The organism is Rhizorhabdus histidinilytica (assembly GCF_900167915.1).
In the GTDB taxonomy this organism is placed as follows: domain Bacteria; phylum Pseudomonadota; class Alphaproteobacteria; order Sphingomonadales; family Sphingomonadaceae; genus Rhizorhabdus; species Rhizorhabdus histidinilytica.
The window spans coordinates 1-17072 of sequence record NZ_FUYM01000027.1 but is presented as its reverse complement, the minus strand read 5'-3'; the positions used below and the strand labels follow the sequence as shown (position 1 = coordinate 17072).

The following is a 17072-nucleotide window of genomic DNA, read 5'->3' as shown; positions in this document are numbered from 1 at the left end:
AAAGGCTGCACATAAAGGCCGGACACGCGACTGCACTCGATATGGCATGTCAGAACGTCAGAAAATCGCACCGCAACGCGGGAGCCATCCACACGCGACGCTATCGCGATTGGGTTTCCTCGCGATCATTTTATATGCGGAACACTTGGAACCGTTGCATAAAAGCAACAGCCTCAAGGGGCGGGATCAGGGCCGGGCGCCCCCCTGGACATAGGCGCGGACCGCCGCCCGTTCGGCGGCCGATCCGAGCGTCTCCTCGCCATAGCGGCGGCCGAAATCGAGGCTCTCGTGGATCGGCGCATCGGCCGCGAAATCGTGGAGCGCGAGCGCGCGGCGGACGGTGTCGCGATCGAAGCCCGCAACCTCCCGCGCGATCTCCATCGCCCGCGCCGCCAGCCGGTCGGCGGGTACGACCTCCGATACAAGCCCCAGCGCGAAGGCGCGCTCCGCCGCGATCGGCTCGCCGGTCAGGATCAGGTTCAACGCGGTCGCACGCGGGACGGCGCGCGCCAGCCGCTGCACCCCGCCCGCGAAAGCGAACATGCCGCGCTTGACCTCGGCCAGCGCGAACAGGGCGTGGTCGGCGGCGACCACGATGTCGGCGGCCAGTACGATCTCGAACCCACCGGCCACCGCCGCGCCGTTGACGGCGACAACCAGCGGCTTGCTGCGCCGCCGCTCGGTCAGTCCGGCGAACCCCCGGCCGGGGATCAGCCCATGCCCCGCGCCGCGCTCGGCGGCCTCCTTCAGGTCCATGCCGGCACAGAAGGCGCGATCGCCCGCCCCGGTCAGCAACAGGACGTGGACCGCCGGATCACGCTCGGCCTCGTCCACCGCCCGGTCGATCGCGATCGAGGCGGCGGCGTCGAGCGCATTGCTGCGCGCCTCCCGCTCGATGCGGATCAGACGGATCATGCCATGGTCCTCGATCGTGACAGACGCGGCGGGATCAGCCATGCGACGCGCCCTCCGCCTGCCTGGCCCAGCCCGGCAGCGCCTCCGGGAAGTCGGCCGGCAGCGGCGCGTCATAGGCGCGGTTGCGGTCGCGATGGCCGAGGATGCCGGGATAGTCGGCGGCGTCGACATAATAGAGGAAGCCGATGACCCGTTCGCCGAAGCGCCAACCCGCCGGGGTGCGGACATAGACGTCGCGATAGCGCAGCGCCGCCACCATCATCCGGTCGCGGCGCCACAGCTCGGCATGCCCCGAGACGCGGCCGGCCGCGCGGTCGGGATCGGCATCGTCGAAGTCGATCAGCACGTCGTGCATATAATGGGCGCCCGGCCCCAGCACCGCGAAGCGCCGATGATATTGCGCCATGATCGCGTCGACTCCGCGCGCCTCCATCACCCCGTCCTCCGACGCGACCCGCGCATCGGCGGCAAACAGCGCGGCGATGGCGGGCAGGTCGCGATCGTCGATCGTGAAGCAATAGGCCGCAACCAGCCGCCGTATCGCCGCCTCCGACTCGATCCGGTCGAGCCTCTGCGCAAGGTCCATGGCATCCTCAAAAAAAATCAGCATTGCCGCTTTTATTATCGCGACTATGGCGATAACGCCCCGGCTTGCCAATGGCCTTCGGCCTCTCCTTCGACCGTGACGCTGCGGCGTTTAGCGACTAATCTTCCAAGACGATGACGACGATCCCGGACGATCCCGAGCCGAAGGTGCCGCGCCCCCGGCGGAAGTACAGCAGCCCCGGCATGACCGAACGTCGCCAGCGGATCATCGAGCGAGCGCATCAGATATTGGGCGAAGGCGGGGTCCACGCGCTGACCATCGATCGGCTGAGCCGCGAGGCCGACGTCGCGCCGCGCACCCTCTATCGCCTCTATGGCGACAAGGAGGGGGTGATCTTCGCGACCGTCGCCGAGCGGCTGCGCGAGGTGCGGGCCCATATCGCGCGCATGAACAAGGACTACACCATCGACGTCGTGTTTGCCGAGCTCGACTGGATGGTCTCCGAAATGTACCGCGACTCGCTCTATGCGCGGACCGTCATCGACTTCTTCTTCTCGTCGGTGCCGCGCCCGGCGGCGATCCGCGAGCTCGGTTCGGTCGCCTATAACCGGTTCCGCAACTGGATGGACCGCGAAATCCGTGCCGGCCACAGCTGCACCGGTCTCGATCTCGAACGGATCGCGCAAGAACTGGTGGAGACCGAATTCGTGGTCTACCATCGCTGGGCGGTCGGCTCGATCGATGGCCCGACCTGCTGCCTCGAGCTCCACGCCAATTTCCTGAAGAGCGCGATCCTCGTCCTCGACGGCCCCGAACGGCGCGCCTATGTCACATTGCTCGGCGAGAAGCACCGCGCGCTGGGGATGAGCGCGATCGGCGCGGCGGCTTCGACCAACCGGGCCGAGCGCGACGCCGGGGTTCACTTCATCGGCAAGGCATAGGCGACGATCTCGTCCGAGCGAGGCGTCTGGAACCACATATGCTGGCCGGACGCGACCACCACATATTGGCGGCCGCCGGCCATGTAGCTCATCGGCGTGGTCTGGCTGCCGCCGGGCAGCCGGTCTCGCCACAGCTCCTTGCCGGTCCTCATGTCGATCGCCCGGAGATAGCGGTCCATCGTCGCGGCGATGAACAGCACCCCGCCCGCCGTCGCGACCGGCCCGCCGATATTGGGGGTGCCGAGCGCGATATCGAACGGCAGCGGGACCGGCAGCCTGTTGTTGATCGTGCCGAGCGGCACATCCCACAACGTCGCGCCGGTCTTCAGGTCGATCGCGGTCAGCCCGCCCCAGGGCGGCGGCGTGCAGGGCGCGCCGAGCGGCGAGAGCAGCCATTCGCGCTTCACCTCATAGGGCGTGCCCGCCATCGGCGAGACGTCCTCGGTGGCCGAAAGCTGGACGGTGCTGCTGCCGCCGGGCTTGCGCTTGCGCAGCTTGATCACCGAAGCGACCCGGCTGGAGTTGATGAAGAATATCTGTCGCGCCGGATCGATCGCACCCGCGCCCCAATTGGCGCCACCAGAAGCGGCCGGATAGGTGATCGTGCCGCGCTCGGTGATCGGCGTGTACAGCCCTTCGGAGCGATATTGCGCGATCAGGTCGCGACACTTCGCCTTGTCCCAGGGGGTGAAGCCCCAGGCCTGGTCGGGGGTGATCTTCTGCGGGACGATCGGCCTGGGCAGGCGCGGGCGCGGCTGGGTCGGCGACAGCCATTCGCCGGGAACGCCGCCCTGCGGCACAGGCACCTCGTCGATCGGGAACAGCGGCTTGCCGGTACGCCGGTCGAAGACGAAGACATAGCCCTGCTTGGTCGGCTGGACGAGCGCGGGAATGCGCCGGCCGCCGCGATCGATGTCGATCAGGGTCGGCTGGGCCGGGGTGTCGTAATCCCAGATGTCGTGGTGGATGAGCTGCCGGGCCCAGACCAGCTTGCCGGTCGAAGCGTCGAGCGCGACGGTGCTGTTGGCATGGCGATTGTCGCCGGGGCGCAGGCCGCCATAATAATCGGGCGAGGCGCTCGACGTCGGCAGATAGACCATGTTGAGTTCGGGATCGCCCGAGATCACCGACCAGACATTGGCGGCGCCGGTGGTGTGGCGGCTTGCACCCATCCAGTCGCGATCCGGTCCGCCTTCCTGCGGGATCGGATCGAAGGTCCAGATCTCGCGGCCCGAGCGCGCATCGAAGGCGCGGATGATGCCGCGCGGCGCGTTGGCGCGGACATTGTCGAGCACCGAGGTGCCGATGACGATGCTGTCGCGCACGATCGCCGCCGGCGCGGCCAGCTTGACCTCGCCGACATGGTGGAGCTTGCCGGGATCGACCCGCACCGTGCCGCCCTGTCCGAAGCCCGCGCAGGGCCGCCCGGTCCGGGCGTCCAGGGCGATGACGCGCATGTCGACGGTGGCGAGGATGATACGGGTCGCACAGCTCGCGGCCGGGTCCGTGGCGCGGGCGTCGCGCCATTGCGAGACGCCGCGGCAGATATATTGGTCGGGCAGCTTGAAGCGGGGATCGATCTTCGCGTCATAGACCCATTTCTCGCGCCCCGTCGCCGGATCGAGCGCGATCACCCGACCGAACGGCGTACAGGTGACCAGCGATCCGCCCGCCAGGATCGGAGTGGTCTCATTGGTGCTGTTGACCTGCATCCCCTCCGGCCGGCGCGCGAGCTCGCCGGTCGAATAGCGCCAGGCGACCGTCAGGTGCGCGACGTTGCCGGGGGTGATCTGGGCGGCGGGGGTGAAGCGCGTGCCGCCGGCGGTCGCGCCCCACTGGTCCCACGGCGTCTCCGCCGGGGAATGGGTGGTGATCCGCAGCGGCCCCAGCGGCGGCAGGAGCCTCACGCCCCATGCGACCGCATAGGCGAGCAGCAGCAGCAGCGCCGCGACGGCGAGCGCCGCCTTCCCCAGCCCACGCCCCCGCGCCATGTCAGGCCACGATCGTCGCGATATGGGCGCGCACCTCAACGGTGTCGCCCTCCTGCGCGAGGATCTCGGTCAGCGTCCCCGCACCGGGCGACGGCACCTCGACCGTGGTCTTGGCCGCCTCGATCTCGAGCAGCGGCTCGCCGGCCTCGACGCTGTCACCGACCGCCTTGATCCAGCGGACGATCTCCGCCTCCTGCATGCCCATGCCGAACTGGGGCAGCAGCACCTTGATATTGGCCACGCTTGCGTCTCCCTTCAGGCGTTTTCGGGCTGGCGAATACCGACCAGCTGGCGGGCGGCCGCGACGATGCGCTCGGGCGACGGATAGAGCGCCTTCTCGATCGCGGGAGAGAAGGGAAGATGCGTGTCGGCGGTGGCAACGCGCAGCACGGGCCCGCGCAGCGCGTCGAACGCCCGCTCGGCGATGAGCGCGGCGATCTCGCTGCCCGCGCTGCAGGTCTGGTGCGCGGGATCGACGGTGATCGCCCGGCCGGTCTTGCGCACCGACCGGAGGATCAGCTCCTTGTCGAGCGGGACCAGGCTGCGCGGGTCGACCACCTCGGCCGAGATGCCATCCCTGGCGAGGTCGTTCGCCGCCTTGAGCGCCAGCGGCACCGCGCCGCCGATCGCGATGATCGAGACGTCGTTGCCCTCGCGCTTGATGTCGCCCTTGCCGAGCGGGATCAGGAAATCGGGATCGTCGGGCAGATCGGCCTTCGACATCCAGCAGGTCGAATCCTCGAAGCAGAGCACCGGATCGTCGTCGCGCACCGCCGCCTTGAGCATGCCCTTCATGTCATAGGCGTTGGATGGGACCATGATCTTCAGCCCCGGCACGTTCATGAACATCGAATAGTTGCGGTCGGAATGCTGCGCAGCATTGGAGTTGCCGTAGAACAGGCAGCTGCGGATCACGAGCGGCAGCCGCGCCTGCCCGCCATAGATGTAGCGGGACTTGGCGATGATGCTCATGATCTGGTCCATCGCCGGATAGAGGAAGGACGAGATCGTCGCGTCGACGATCGGCCGCATGCCGACCATCGCTGCCCCGCCGGCCGCACCGATGAAGCCGTTCTCCGAGATCGGCGTGTCGCGCACCCGTTCGGTTCCGAAGGCGTCGACGAAGCCCGTCGTCGTGCCGAACACGTTGCAGATGATGTCCTCGCCCATGATGAAGACGCGCTCGTCGCGGCTCATCTCCTCATACTGGGCCTGGCGGATCGCCTCCAGGAAGGTCGCCTTTGCCATGTCTGCTCTCCTCAGGCGGTGATGAAGTCGGGGATCGGCAGGCGGTCGACGAACACGTCGTCGAACGCCTCGGCCTGTTCGGGCCAGGCGCTGTCGCGCGCGAACTGCAGCGCGTCGGCGACCTCGTCGGCGACCTCGCGCTCGATCGCGTCGAGCAGCGCGGCCGCGGTCCCGCCGGCGATCAGCTTGGCGCGGTAGAGGGTCAGCGGGTCGCGCTTGCGCCATTCGTCGACCTCGCCGCCCCGGTCGAGCAGGATGCGGCCCATGTTCACCGCATGGTCGGCATAGCGATAGGTCTTGGTCTCGACGAGGGTCGGCCCGCCGCCGGTGCGGGCGCGCCCGACCGCCTCGGCCACCGCCGCCTCGACCGCGTCGACGTCCTGCCCGTCGACGATGATCGACGGCATGCCATAGGCCCGGGCGCGTTCGGCGACATCCTTGACCGGCACCGTCGCGCTGGCCGGGGTCGACACCGCATAGCCGTTGTTCTCGCACACGAAGATCGCCGGCAGCGCCCAGACGGCGGCGAGGTTCATGCCCTCGTGGAAGGCGCCTTCGTTGGTCGCGCCGTCGCCGAAGAAGCACAGCGCGACCCGGCCGTTGCCCTGGAGCTTCGAGCCGAGCGCCGCGCCCGCCGCGACCGGCACGCCCGACCCGACGATGCTGGTCTCGCCGAGGCTGCCGACCGAGAAGTCGGACAGGTGCATCGACCCGCCCTTCCCCTTGCAGATGCCGGTGGCCTTGCCGAGCAGCTCGGCCATCAGCGGGCGGAGCTTCGCGCCCTTGGCGATCGGGTGGCCGTGGCTGCGGTGGGTGCCGACCATATAGTCGGTGTCGTTCAGCGCCATGCAGGCGCCGACGCCCGATGCCTCCTGCCCGGCATAGGTGTGGAGCGAGCCGGGGATCTCACCCTGCGCGTGGATCGCCTCGGCGAGGTCCTCGAACTGGCGGATGCGCTGCATCCGGCGGTATTTCTCGAGGCTGCGGTCATTCTGTCCGTCGGTCATGATGGTCCTTTCAGGCAGGCTCGGAAGCACGGTCGGCGGGGGCGTGGTCAGCGACGATCAGTTCGAGCGGCGCCGCGTACATCGGCTCGGGTGCGCCGGCGGTGATCGCGTAGACATTCTCCATGTGGCAGGGGCCGAGCTTCGCGCCGAAGAACAGGCTGTCGAGGCTGATCAGCATGTCCTCCTCCATCACGAAGCCCTGCTTGACCCCGGCGAGGCCGGCGGCCGGATAGGCGAGCGGAATCTCCAGCGGCATCAGGCCGATGCCGTGCGCGACCACCAGCAGCTTCTCCGGCGCGGGGACGCCCTTGGCCTTGAGATGCTCGTAGCCGATCGCCGGCAGGCTGTTGGTCGATACGCCCGGCCGCAGCCGATCGACCATCATCAGGAAGGCGTCGCGCAATATGTCGTGCAGCCGCTGATAGTCGGCCGAGGGCCGGCCGATCACGGCGGTGCGATTGATGTCGATCCAGAAGCCGTCGAGCACGCCCTGCGTCTCGAGGATGACGATGTCGCCCCGGCGCAGCGCGCGCTTGCCGGGGGTGCGGAACAGGTCGGGGATGAAGTCGTCGCCGTCATAGGAGCCGCCGAACAGCATCGCCCCCTCGTCGACCGGGATGACGCCATTGCGCACCATGAAATCGCAGATGCCCGCCTGCACGCCGTTCCAGTCGGCGCCTTCGTGGAGCAGCGACCCGGCATGGGCGATCACCCGATCGGCCATCCGGCCGACGGCGCGATAGCGCTCGATCTCCTCGCCGGTCTTGACCACCCGTACCCGCATCATGAAGTCGAGCGCGTCGCGATAGTCGTGCGGCACCTTCGGCGCTACCGCAGCCGAGACGCGATGCTCGTCGAAGCCGATCCGCTTGCCCGCCATGCCATGGTCGGCGAGCGCGGCGGTGATCGCGGCGGCAATATCGGGCTGGCACGTGCCACGGATCGCGCCGGCGATCGCCATCGCATCCTCGGCGAGCTGGCCGCCGTTGCGGTCCGGATCGACATAGCGGCTGACCTCGCAGAAGTTCAGCATGTCGAAGCTGCGGATCTCGTCGAACGTACAGTGCGGTCCGTCGCGGTTGAGCACGGCGACGATGCCGAGATTGGCCTCGGGGATGACGAGGATCGCGGGCCTGGCCGGGTCGGCGAAGACGATCGCGGCGGCGAACGGCTCCATCTGGGTCCAGCGTTCGAGGATCGAGTGATAGCCGGTCGCGTAGCGGACATCGTGGGGGTGGCTGAGCACCACCGCGTCCAGCCCTTCGCGGGCCAGCATCATGCGGAGGCGGTCGACGCGGGCGTTGGCCATGTCACGCCACCTCGCGCGCGTCGTTGGAGATGTCGGGCTGGTGCAGGCCGCGGTCGAGATCGCGCAGGAATTCGTGGTTCAGGATGAAGCGGACCTCGCCCGCCTCGTCGGTGAAGGCGACGGCGCCGTGGCCCATGAACAGATATTCGGTGACCTCGTCGCAGCGCGCCTCGGCATGGCGCGACCCGATCGGCTCATAGCCATAGGTGCCGGCGGGTGCCGAGCCGACGTCGTAGATCAGCTCGCCCCTGGTCACGAAATATTGGCCGTGGCCGAGGTGCCAGTGCGGCGCGAAGGTCGCGCCCGGCTGCATCTCCACCCACAGCACCCAGTCGCCGGTCTCCTCGCTGTAGCGCAGCAGGCGGATCGTCGTGCCCTGGCCGAGCTGGTGGGCCCTGGCGTCGGCGATGTTGACGATCAGGTCGCCGGTCTTGCCGGCATCATGGTCCATGGTCATCGTTCCTCTCCTCGTCCCGTCACATCGTCGCGGTCAGCCCCTCGTCGGCGACGATCACGGCGCCATGCAGTGCGCTCGATCGCGGATCGGCGAGGAAGCAGACGACCTCCGCCATCTGGGCGGGGTCCATGAAGAAGGCGCCGCGCGGCGAGGGATGGTTTTCCATCAGCGCGGCGATCGCCCGTTCGCCCTCGGGCGTGCGCAGCCCGGCGGTCAGCGGGGTCGCGACCGATCCCGGCGCGACGCAGTTGATGCGGATGCCGCGCGGCCCCAGCTCGGCCGCCAGCGTCCGCGCCAGCATCGCGACGCCGGCCTTCGATGCCGAATAGGCGCTGTCCCCGGCCCGGCCGGCGATGCCCGACACCGACCCGACGAAGATGATCGAGCCCGCCCGCCGGGCGAGCATCGCCGGCAGCACCGCCTGGGTGACGTAGAAGCTGCCCTTCAGGTTGACGTCGATGTGCCGGTCGAACAGCGACAACGGGCTTTCGGGGACCGGGTTGGGCGCCCAGATAGCGGCGTTGTTGACGAGGATGTCGGCCGGGCCGACCGCCTCCGCCAGTTCCTCGACCGCGCGGGCGACGGCGGAGGCGTCGGCGATGTCGACATGGCGCCCGGCGGCGATCGCCCCGTCCTTCGCGGCCCGATCCAGCTCGGCCTGAGGCACGTTCGACAGCACCGTCACGCGCGCGCCCTCGGCCGTCAGCTGGCGCGACACCGCCTCGCCGATGCCGGAGGTGCCGCCGGTGACCAGCGCGACCTTGGCTGCGAAGCGGCTCATTGCGCGGTGTAGCCGCCGTCTACGACGAGTTCGGAACCGAGCATGTAGCCGGACTCGTCCGACGCCAGGAAGCGCACCGCCTTGGCGACATCGATCGGGTCGGCCATGCGGCCGATCGGGTGGGCGGGCGCCATCCCCTTCTCCGCATCCTCGAGCGAGGCGAAGAAGCCCTCGTCGATGAAGCGCTGCAGGATGTGGTCGACCATGCCGGTCCGCACGCCCGAGGGGTGAACCGTGTTGATGCGGATCTTCTGCCCCAGCGCCGCGAACTCCATCGCGCAGGCCTTGGCGAACAGGCGGACCGCTCCCTTCGACGCGCAATAGCCAGCGTGCAGCGGCGAGCCGATCAGCCCCGCGACCGAGGAGATGATGATGATCGAGCTGCCGTGGGGCAGCGTCGCTCCGGTCCGCGCCATCAGCTCGGCCGCGGCCTTGGTGCCCAGGAACGGGCCGTCGACGTTGACCGCCATCTGCCGCCGCCATTGTTCGAGCGTGGTGTTGACCATCTTCTCGACCACGACGATGCCGGCGACATGGACGAGGATGTCGAGCCGGCCGTGCTCGGCGTCGATCGTGCCGATCGTCTTGCGCCAGTCCTGTTCGTCGGTGACGTCGAGCCTGAGGTAGCGGCCGTCCGGCACCGCCTCGGTGAAGGCGCCGCCATCGTCGAGCATGTCGGCGCCGACCACCGTCGCGCCGGCCTCGGCCAGTGCCGAGGAGATCACCTTGCCGATCCCGCCGGTGCAGCCGGTGACGAGGGCGACGCGCCCTTCCAGCGATCCGATCATTCACTCTCTCCTTCGATGTCCCTGTCGGTCAATGGGGTGCACAGCCGGATCTCCGGTTCGCCCTCGACGCAGTCCCAGCCGGCGGCGGACATGGCGACGTGGTAGGGCATGCCGGGGTGCGCGGCGTGCGCCTCGGCGGTGGCGAACAGCTCGGTGAAGTAGAACAGGTCCGGGTCGTCGTCGGCGCGCATCACCTGCCAGATCAGCGCGCCCGGCTCGTTCGCGCGAACATCGCGCTGGAGCTTCGCGGTCAGACGTGCGAACTCACGCGCGCGTCCCGGCTTGGTCCGGACGATCATCATCACGCCGATCATTCGGAGAGTTCCTTCCGATGCCCATGGAGTTGCTGCAGGAGGCCGCCCGGCTGGCCCAGGGCCCCGACCCGAAGGCGGCGCGGCCGCTGGTCGCCCGGCTGCTGGCGACGCATCCGGGCGATGCCGACGTGCTGACGGTCGCGGGAATTGCTGCGCAGCGAAGCGGCAGCATCGATGAGGCGCTCGGCCATTTCGCGGCGGCGCTGGCGGCCGACCCGGACAATCCCGCGCGGCTCGGCAACCATGCCGTCGCGCTCAAGCAGGCGGGCCGTTTCGACGCCGCGATCGCCGCGCTCGAACGCGCGCTGATGCTGCGCCCCGGCGCGCCGGTCACGCTCGCCAATCTCGGCTCCTGCCTGATCGCGGCGGATCGGCCGGAGGAGGCCGAGGCGCCGCTGCGCGCGGCGGTCGCGGCGAAGCCCGACCATGCCGAAGCCTGGAACAATCTGGGGGTGGCGCTCGCGCGCACCGGCCGCGCCGCCGAGGCCGAGCAGGCCTATGCCCGCGCGCTGGCCTTGCGCCCCGGCTATGCCGAGGCGGCGCTCAACCGGGTCGACGCGCTCGACCGGCTGGGTCGCGGCGCCGAGGCCGAGCGGATAGCCGGCGCGGTGCTCGGCAGCCTGCCCGGCCACCCGCGCGCCGCCAACCAGCTCGCCGGGCTGCGCGACCGGCGCGGCGACCTGGCCGGCGCGATCGAGCTCTACCGCGCGGCACTCGACAAGGGCGGGCTCAATCATCCGATCGGCATCAACCTCGCCATGGCGCTGCTGCGCGCGGGCGAGCCGGCTGAGGCGCTGGCGCTGTGCGACCGGCTGCTCGCCGCCTCGCCGAGCATCACCACGCCGCTCGCGCTGAAATGCGCCGCGCTGGAGCGGCTGGGCGACACCGAGACGCTCGCCGCGCTGATGGCGCTCGACCGCTTCGTCGCGGTGATCGACATCGATGCGGCGCCCGGCTTCGACGATCTCGGCGCCTTCCACGCCGCGCTTGCGGCCGAGCTCGCCGCCCATCCGTCGCTGACCTTCGAGCCCGAGGGCCTCGTCACCCGCGCGGGACGGCAGAGCGACGAGCTGGCCGATGCCGGAACGCCCGCCATCGCCGCGCTCGCCGTGTTGGCGCGCGAGGCGCTCGGCCGTCACGCCGCGGCGGTGGGCGACGGGGATCATGTCTGGCTGCGCGCCCGGCCCGATCGGTGGGCGCTGACGCTGTGGGGCACGATCCTCAGCCCGGGCGGCGCGGTGGAGCCGCATATCCATGCGCCCAACTGGCTGTCGGGCGTCTATTATCCGGCCTTCCCGGCAGAATTGGCCGAGCCGCAGGAGGGCTGGTTCGCGATCGGCGCGCTGCCGGATGCGCTCGGCGGCGGCGGTACCCGCCACCTGCGCGAGCCGCGCCCCGGCCGGATGATCCTGTTCCCCTCCCATCTGTGGCATTGCACCCTGCCCTTCGGCGGACGCGAGCCGCGGATCAGCTTCGCCTTCGACCTGGTGCCCGACGGCACCGGCCAGCCGCATCGCCTGCGGCGCTGAGAGATTCGGCGGCCCGGCCCGTCCCCCGCGCCCGCGAGGCTTGGGGATGACGGACGACGGGGAACGGAACCGGGCCACCGCCGCGACTGCTCAGAATTTCACGCCCAGCTCGATCCCGTAGGAACGGGGCGGAGCATAGTTGGTGAAATTGAACAGGCCCGCGACCGAATTGGCCGAGACGCGATAGGTCTCGTCCAGCAGATTGCGACCGAAGATCGAAACGCGATAACGCTCGGTCGGATCATTCCACTGGATGCTCGCCCCGACCAGGGTCCGCGCCTGCCCCTGGGTATAGGGGGCGTTGAGGGTCACGGACTCATATTGCGACTGGTAGTTGACGTCGGCGTTGAGGCTGACCTGCCCCCAGTCGGTCGGCGGGAAGGCATAGTTGGCCGACGCGTTCGCCGTCCATTTCGGCACGTTGCGCAGCTTCAGGTTGGAGGCGTCGTCGTTGACGCCGTCGCCGTCGATGTCGGTGAAGAACTCCAGATATTTCGCCTTCTGCCAGCCGAGCGACGCGCTCAGCGTCAGGCCGTCGACGGGGACCGCGCTCGCCTCCAGCTCAAGGCCATAGACCTCGGCCTTGCCGGCGTTGGTGGTCCGCGTCTCCTGTCCCGGCAGGCCGGTGATCGGATCGACGAACGGCACCACCGCGTCGCGCTGCAGATCGTCGTAGCGGACGTAGAAGGCCGCGGCGTTGAAGCGCAGGCGGCGGTCGGCCGTCTCGGTCTTCAGGCCCAGCTCGAAGCTGTCGGCGGTCTCCTCCTTGAACGGCAGCGCCGAGGTGGCGGACATCGCCTGCTCGTTGTAGCCGCCCGACTTGTAGCCCTGGCTATAGGTGAAATAATTGTTGATCCCGTCCGCGATCTGCCAGCGATAGCCGGCGCGGAAGGTGGGCTTGGAGAAGCTGGCGCTGTCCGAATATTCAGGCCAGAAGCCGGTCGCGATGATCGAGCGGCGCACCTGCGGCCGGACCGAGAAGCTCTTCTTCTCCTTGGTGTAGCGCCCGCCGAGGAACACCGCGAAGGGATCGCTGACCTTGTATTCCGCCTCGCCGAACGCCGCATAGCTGTCGACCTTGTAGTTGGCGGTCGACTGGTTGGGATCGGTCAGCGCGGTGGGATCGCCCAGGAAGCGCAGGAAGCCGAGGAACGACGTCGCCTTGGCGTCGAGCGTCTGGCCCCAGTACATGGTGCCGGCGGTGAACTTGATCCGGTCCGAGAAGTCGGACGAGAAGCGCGCCTCGACGCTGTACTGCTCGCGCACGTCGTTGCGGGTCGACACGAACAGATAGGCGCTCTCGCCGGTATAGTCGGACGGCAGGATCGACTTCACCCGCCGATAGCCGCCGACCACAGTCAGCGCGCCAACATCGGCCCAGCTATGCTCGACCCGCAGATAGCCGCCGTCGACGTCGATCCGGTGGCCGAGCAGGGTGCCCGGGCAGGTCGCCGCGTTGATGTCGCCCCGGCACAAGGTGGTGCCGGTGTCGAAGGGACTACCGCCGGTCGTCTGGATGCCGGGGAAGCCGACCACGTCGAACAGGAAGCCCTTCGGCGTCTCGTTGACGCTGGGCGGCGAATCGCCGCGGTCGCGCAGCATCTCATAGGTCAGCAGCACATTGGTGTCGGGCCCCGGCTCCCACAGCAGCTTGGCGCGGCCGCTGAAATAGCGGGTGCCGCCCCAGCGCTGGCCGCGCGCCGGCACGTCGACCGGGATGAAGTCGACATTGTTGGTCTTGGTCAGCCGGTAATAGCCGTCGCTTTCCTGGAAGGAGCCGGCGGCGCGGAAGAACAGATTGTCGGACAGCGGGATGTTGATCGCCGCCTTGACGTCCTTGGTCCGGAAGCTGGAATAGCCGAGCCGGATCTCGCCGCCGAAGTCCTTCTCCGGCCGCTTGGTGATGACGTTGACGACGCCGCCGACGGTGTTCTTGCCGAACAATGTCCCCTGCGGGCCGCGCAGCACCTCGATCCGGTCGATGTCGAACAGGTCGAACAGCTGGGTCTGGACATGCGCCAGCACGAAATCGTCGACGACGACGCCGACCGCGGGCTCGAAGGTCAGGATGATATCGCCGGTCGACTGGCCGCGAATGCCGATCGAGGCGGCGTTGAAGCCCGGCACGTTGGTGATGACGACATTGGGCACGTCGCCGGCGAGCGCGCGGATGTCGGTGGCGAATTTGCGGTCGATCGCGGCCGCGGAAAAAGCGGTCACCGCGACCGGGGTCTCCTGCAGCGATTCCGCGACGCGCCGCGCGGTGACGACGATGTCCTCGAGCCCGGCGGCCTGGCCTTGCCGGTCCTCGGCCTGGTCGGGCGCGGTCGGCGGGGTGGCTGTCTGGGCCAGTGCGGTCGCGCTGGTGGATGTCAAGAAGGCGATCGTCGCCGTTCCCAGGACGCGCGTCGCGCCCCGGAGAAACTCTTTCATAGCGTCCTCCGTCCCTTGTGCCCGTTCGCCGCTTATGAGCGAATCGGCCTCTTTCGTCGGTGGCCTCTCAGCCACCCCCATAAAGGATCATATATGTTCATTTATGGGAAGAGGAAAAAACATGCATGACTGCTTTTTATTTTACGTGGCGAGGACGCATCGTCGACGCCGGGAAATTACCCAGCTTTCTCAGTGGGATAAAATTATTGTATAGACGATAAAGAGCGTAACGGCGGCGCAGGCCGCACTATCAGCCCTCTTGCCGGCGATCGAAGGCGCCGCGATGCTCGTCGATCTCCGCGATATGGTCGCGCACCCAATTGCCCAGCCGCAGCCCTTCGGCGGCGAGCGAGCGGCCGAGCGGAGTCAGCGCATATTCGACCTGCGGGGGAACGGTGGGATGGACGGTCCGTCCGACCATGCCGTCGCGCTCGAGCGTCCGGAGGGTGCGGGTCAGCATCTGCTGCGAGATGCCGCTGACCGCGCGGCGGACCTGGTTGAAGCGCAGCGGACCGTCATGGAGGGTGACGATGACGGGCAGCGTCCAGCGGTCGCCGATCCGCGCCAACAAGCCGCTGACCCGCATGCAATCGCCATGCGCCAGGACGGAGGAGGTCATATCCATGTGACTAGGCCCCAAAAATATGCGTTCTTGGCCGGTTGCGCCGACCTTCCTAGCTAGATGGGGACTTCAGCAGAAATGGATAGTCCCCGCATGAAACTCCTCCACCTCGATTCCTCGATCCAAGGCGAAGCCTCGGCCAGCCGGCATCTCTCGGCAGCGGTGGTCGCCCGTCTCCGGACACTCCATCCGGCGCTCGACGTCGCCTATCGCGACCTCGCCGCCGACCCGCTGCCGCACATCGTCCCCGCCGGCTTCGCCACCCCCGAGGCGGCGGCGCTGCTCGACCAGTTCCTCGCGGCCGACATCCTGGTGATCGGCGCCCCCATGTACAATTTCGGCCTGCCGAGCCAGCTCAAGGCCTGGTTCGATCATATCCTCGTCGCCGGCAAGACCTTCCGCTACACCGAGGCCGGCGCCGAGGGCCTGGCCGGCGGCAAGCGCGCGATCGTCGCGCTGTCGCGCGGCGGCCTCTATTCGGAGGGCCACCCCGGTGCCGCCTTCGAACATGCGCAGAGCCATATCGGCGGGATGCTTGGCTTCATCGGCATCCAGCCCGAATTCGTCGTCGCCGAGGGTGTCGCCTTCGGCCCCGAGCAACGCGCCGCCGCGATCGCCGCCGCCGAGGCGCGCATCGCCGCGCTCGAACCCGTCGCGCTGCGGACCGCCGCCTGATCATCGACCCGGCGGCGGCGCGCTCCGTCGCCGGTCACCCCCGGGCCCGGGGATGGACGGGCTCCGGCAGGCCGAGATGGCTGCGCAGCGTATCGCCCCGATAGTCGGCGCGGAACGAGCCGCGCCGTTGCAGCTCCGGTACCACCAGGTCGACGAAGTCGGTGAACGCGCCCGGGAAGAAGGGGGGGATCAGGATATAGCCGTCGCACGCCCGTTCCCTGACCCACTCCTCCATCGTGTCGGCGATCGTCTCCGGCGTCCCCTGCAGCAGCAGATAGCCGCGCGACAACGCGAACAGGTCATGGATGTCCCTGAAGCGCAGCCCTTCCTTCCGGGCCTTGGCGCATAGCACTTCGAGGAAGCTGCGCTGGCCGGTTTCGGTCGGCTTCAGGTCAGGCACCGGCCCGTCGAGCGGAATCCGGGTGAGGTCGAAGCCGAAGCGCTCCGACATCGTCACCAGCGCCGATCCCGGCTCGATCAGCGCGGCGAGCTCCTCGAATTTCGCACGCGCCTCCTCCTCCGTCCGGCCTACCACCGGATAGAGGCCGCAGAGGATCCTGGCATGGTCGGGATCACGGCCGGCCGCAGCGACCTGCTCCTTCATGCCCGCATAGAAGGCCTTGGCGTCGTCGATGTCCTGCTGGACGGTGAAGATCACCTCGGCATGCTTGGCGGCGAAGGCCTGGCCGCTGCCCGACGATCCCGCCTGGACGATCACCGGCTGCCCCTGCGGCGAACGCGAGAGGCCGAGTGGTCCGCGGACGCTGTAATGCTCGCCGACATGGTTGAGGACGTGGAGCTTGCTCTCGTCGATGAACCGCCCGGTCGCCTTGTCGGCGACGCGCGCGCCGGTCTCCCAGCTATCCCACAGCCCCTTGACGACCTTCAGATATTCGTCGGCGATCTGGTAGCGCAGCTCGTGCCGTGGCAGCTCGCGCCCGAAATTCTCGGCGACGCCGGGCTGGCCGGTGGTGACGACGTTCCAGCCCGCCCGGCCGCCGCTGATCCGGTCGACCGTGCCGATCGCGCGGGCGAGGTTATAGGGCTCGGTGAAGGTCGACGACACCGTCGCGATCAGGCCGATGCGGCTGGTCGTCGCGGCGAGCGCGCCGAGCAGCGTCGTCGGCTCCAGCCCGAAGATGAAGGTGGGGTTGCCCTTCACCGACGACACCGGGGAATCGGCGAAGAACACGAAGTCGAGCCTGCCGCGCTCCGCCACCCTAGCGATGTCGAGCAACGCGGCGAAATCCTCGGTGTCGGTCAGCGCGCCGGCTATCCGCCAGCCGGCGACATGGTTGCCGGCAGCCGCGACGAAGACGCCCAGGTGAAGCTGGGCGGGGTCGGTTTTCACGTCCATGGCTCCGTCCTCCCTCATTCGCGATGCATGTCCCAGGGGGACATGCCGGTGGGGAGAGTTGGACGGCGTGTGATCTGGTCGAGGGGTGTACCGGCCTCATAGGCGGCGATCATCTCCTCGGGATCGAAGACGATGCCCATGAAGTTCTCCTCATAGGC

17 protein-coding genes are annotated in these 17072 nt (G+C 68.7%); 3 read left to right on the top strand and 14 right to left on the bottom strand.

The features are described 5' to 3' along the window. Positions 1–186: 186 nt before the first annotated feature. Both B5X82_RS25360 and B5X82_RS25355 read right to left on the bottom strand, forming a co-directional pair. Positions 187–957: an enoyl-CoA hydratase-related protein gene (locus B5X82_RS25360; protein WP_079651131.1), complete on the bottom strand. Its 771-nt coding sequence runs from the start codon at positions 955–957 to the stop codon at positions 187–189. Then, positions 950–1501 (bottom strand): nuclear transport factor 2 family protein, encoded by a 552-nt coding sequence (locus B5X82_RS25355; protein WP_079651130.1) that lies wholly within the window; start codon positions 1499–1501, stop codon positions 950–952. The genes B5X82_RS25360 and B5X82_RS25355 overlap by 8 nt, the downstream gene beginning before the upstream one ends. 134 nt (positions 1502–1635) lie before the next feature. Here B5X82_RS25355 and B5X82_RS25350 point away from each other — a divergent pair, with 134 nt between their 5' ends. Beyond that, the gene (locus tag B5X82_RS25350; RefSeq protein WP_079651129.1) at positions 1636–2403 is read left to right on the top strand and encodes a TetR/AcrR family transcriptional regulator; all 768 of its coding nucleotides are present in this window, start codon (positions 1636–1638) and stop codon (positions 2401–2403) included. On the opposite strand, the gene B5X82_RS25345 is transcribed toward B5X82_RS25350, so the two are convergent. Genes B5X82_RS25345 through B5X82_RS25305 form a run of 9 tightly spaced genes read right to left on the bottom strand, consistent with a single transcriptional unit; the run spans position 2382 to position 10298 of the window. Then, a complete protein-coding gene (locus B5X82_RS25345) occupies positions 2382–4394 on the bottom strand; it encodes a pyrroloquinoline quinone-dependent dehydrogenase (RefSeq protein ID WP_079651128.1) in 2013 nt (670 codons plus the stop codon). The genes B5X82_RS25350 and B5X82_RS25345 overlap by 22 nt on opposite strands. Position 4395: 1 nt before the next feature. Next, positions 4396–4635: a lipoyl domain-containing protein gene (locus tag B5X82_RS25340; RefSeq protein WP_079651127.1), complete on the bottom strand. Its 240-nt coding sequence runs from the start codon at positions 4633–4635 to the stop codon at positions 4396–4398. 14 nt (positions 4636–4649) lie between these two features. Then, positions 4650–5642 carry an alpha-ketoacid dehydrogenase subunit beta gene (locus B5X82_RS25335; RefSeq protein WP_079651126.1) on the bottom strand — a complete coding sequence of 331 codons (993 nt, stop codon included), beginning with the start codon at positions 5640–5642 and terminating at the stop codon, positions 4650–4652. A gap of 11 nt (positions 5643–5653) precedes the next feature. Continuing rightward, the gene (locus B5X82_RS25330) at positions 5654–6649 is read right to left on the bottom strand and encodes a thiamine pyrophosphate-dependent dehydrogenase E1 component subunit alpha (RefSeq protein WP_079651125.1); all 996 of its coding nucleotides are present in this window, start codon (positions 6647–6649) and stop codon (positions 5654–5656) included. Positions 6650–6659: 10 nt separating this feature from the next. Further along, entirely contained in the window at positions 6660–7958 is a 1299-nt protein-coding gene (locus B5X82_RS25325) for a M24 family metallopeptidase (RefSeq protein ID WP_079651124.1), read from the bottom strand. A gap of 1 nt (position 7959) precedes the next feature. After that, the gene (locus B5X82_RS25320; protein ID WP_079651123.1) at positions 7960–8415 is read right to left on the bottom strand and encodes a cupin domain-containing protein; all 456 of its coding nucleotides are present in this window, start codon (positions 8413–8415) and stop codon (positions 7960–7962) included. Positions 8416–8434: 19 nt separating this feature from the next. Continuing rightward, positions 8435–9196 (bottom strand): SDR family NAD(P)-dependent oxidoreductase, encoded by a 762-nt coding sequence (locus B5X82_RS25315; RefSeq protein ID WP_079651122.1) that lies wholly within the window; start codon positions 9194–9196, stop codon positions 8435–8437. Next, complete coding sequence (locus B5X82_RS25310) at positions 9193–9984, bottom strand: SDR family oxidoreductase (RefSeq protein ID WP_079651121.1); 792 nt, start codon at positions 9982–9984, stop codon at positions 9193–9195. Before B5X82_RS25310 ends, B5X82_RS25315 begins: the two co-directional genes overlap by 4 nt. Continuing rightward, the gene (locus B5X82_RS25305) at positions 9981–10298 is read right to left on the bottom strand and encodes a putative quinol monooxygenase (protein WP_079651120.1); all 318 of its coding nucleotides are present in this window, start codon (positions 10296–10298) and stop codon (positions 9981–9983) included. Before B5X82_RS25305 ends, B5X82_RS25310 begins: the two co-directional genes overlap by 4 nt. A 17-nt stretch (positions 10299–10315) precedes the next feature. Between B5X82_RS25305 and B5X82_RS25300 the strand changes: the two genes are divergently transcribed. After that, positions 10316–11827: a tetratricopeptide repeat protein gene (locus B5X82_RS25300; protein WP_079651119.1), complete on the top strand. Its 1512-nt coding sequence runs from the start codon at positions 10316–10318 to the stop codon at positions 11825–11827. A gap of 90 nt (positions 11828–11917) precedes the next feature. Here B5X82_RS25300 and B5X82_RS25295 read toward each other — a convergent pair whose 3' ends face one another. Together B5X82_RS25295 and B5X82_RS25290 are read right to left on the bottom strand one after the other, a co-directional pair. Further along, on the bottom strand, positions 11918–14260 hold the full coding sequence (locus B5X82_RS25295) for a TonB-dependent receptor (RefSeq protein WP_079651118.1): 2343 nt from the start codon (positions 14258–14260) through the stop codon (positions 11918–11920). Positions 14261–14510: 250 nt separating this feature from the next. Continuing rightward, complete coding sequence (locus B5X82_RS25290) at positions 14511–14885, bottom strand: winged helix-turn-helix transcriptional regulator (RefSeq protein ID WP_079651117.1); 375 nt, start codon at positions 14883–14885, stop codon at positions 14511–14513. Positions 14886–14960: 75 nt separating this feature from the next. Between B5X82_RS25290 and B5X82_RS25285 the strand changes: the two genes are divergently transcribed. Further along, positions 14961–15557: an FMN-dependent NADH-azoreductase gene (locus B5X82_RS25285; RefSeq protein WP_079651116.1), complete on the top strand. Its 597-nt coding sequence runs from the start codon at positions 14961–14963 to the stop codon at positions 15555–15557. Positions 15558–15591: 34 nt separating this feature from the next. Here the strand turns inward: B5X82_RS25285 and B5X82_RS25280 are convergent, their stop codons facing one another. Then, on the bottom strand, positions 15592–16914 hold the full coding sequence (locus B5X82_RS25280) for an LLM class flavin-dependent oxidoreductase (protein WP_079651115.1): 1323 nt from the start codon (positions 16912–16914) through the stop codon (positions 15592–15594). Positions 16915–17072 lie beyond the last annotated feature (158 nt).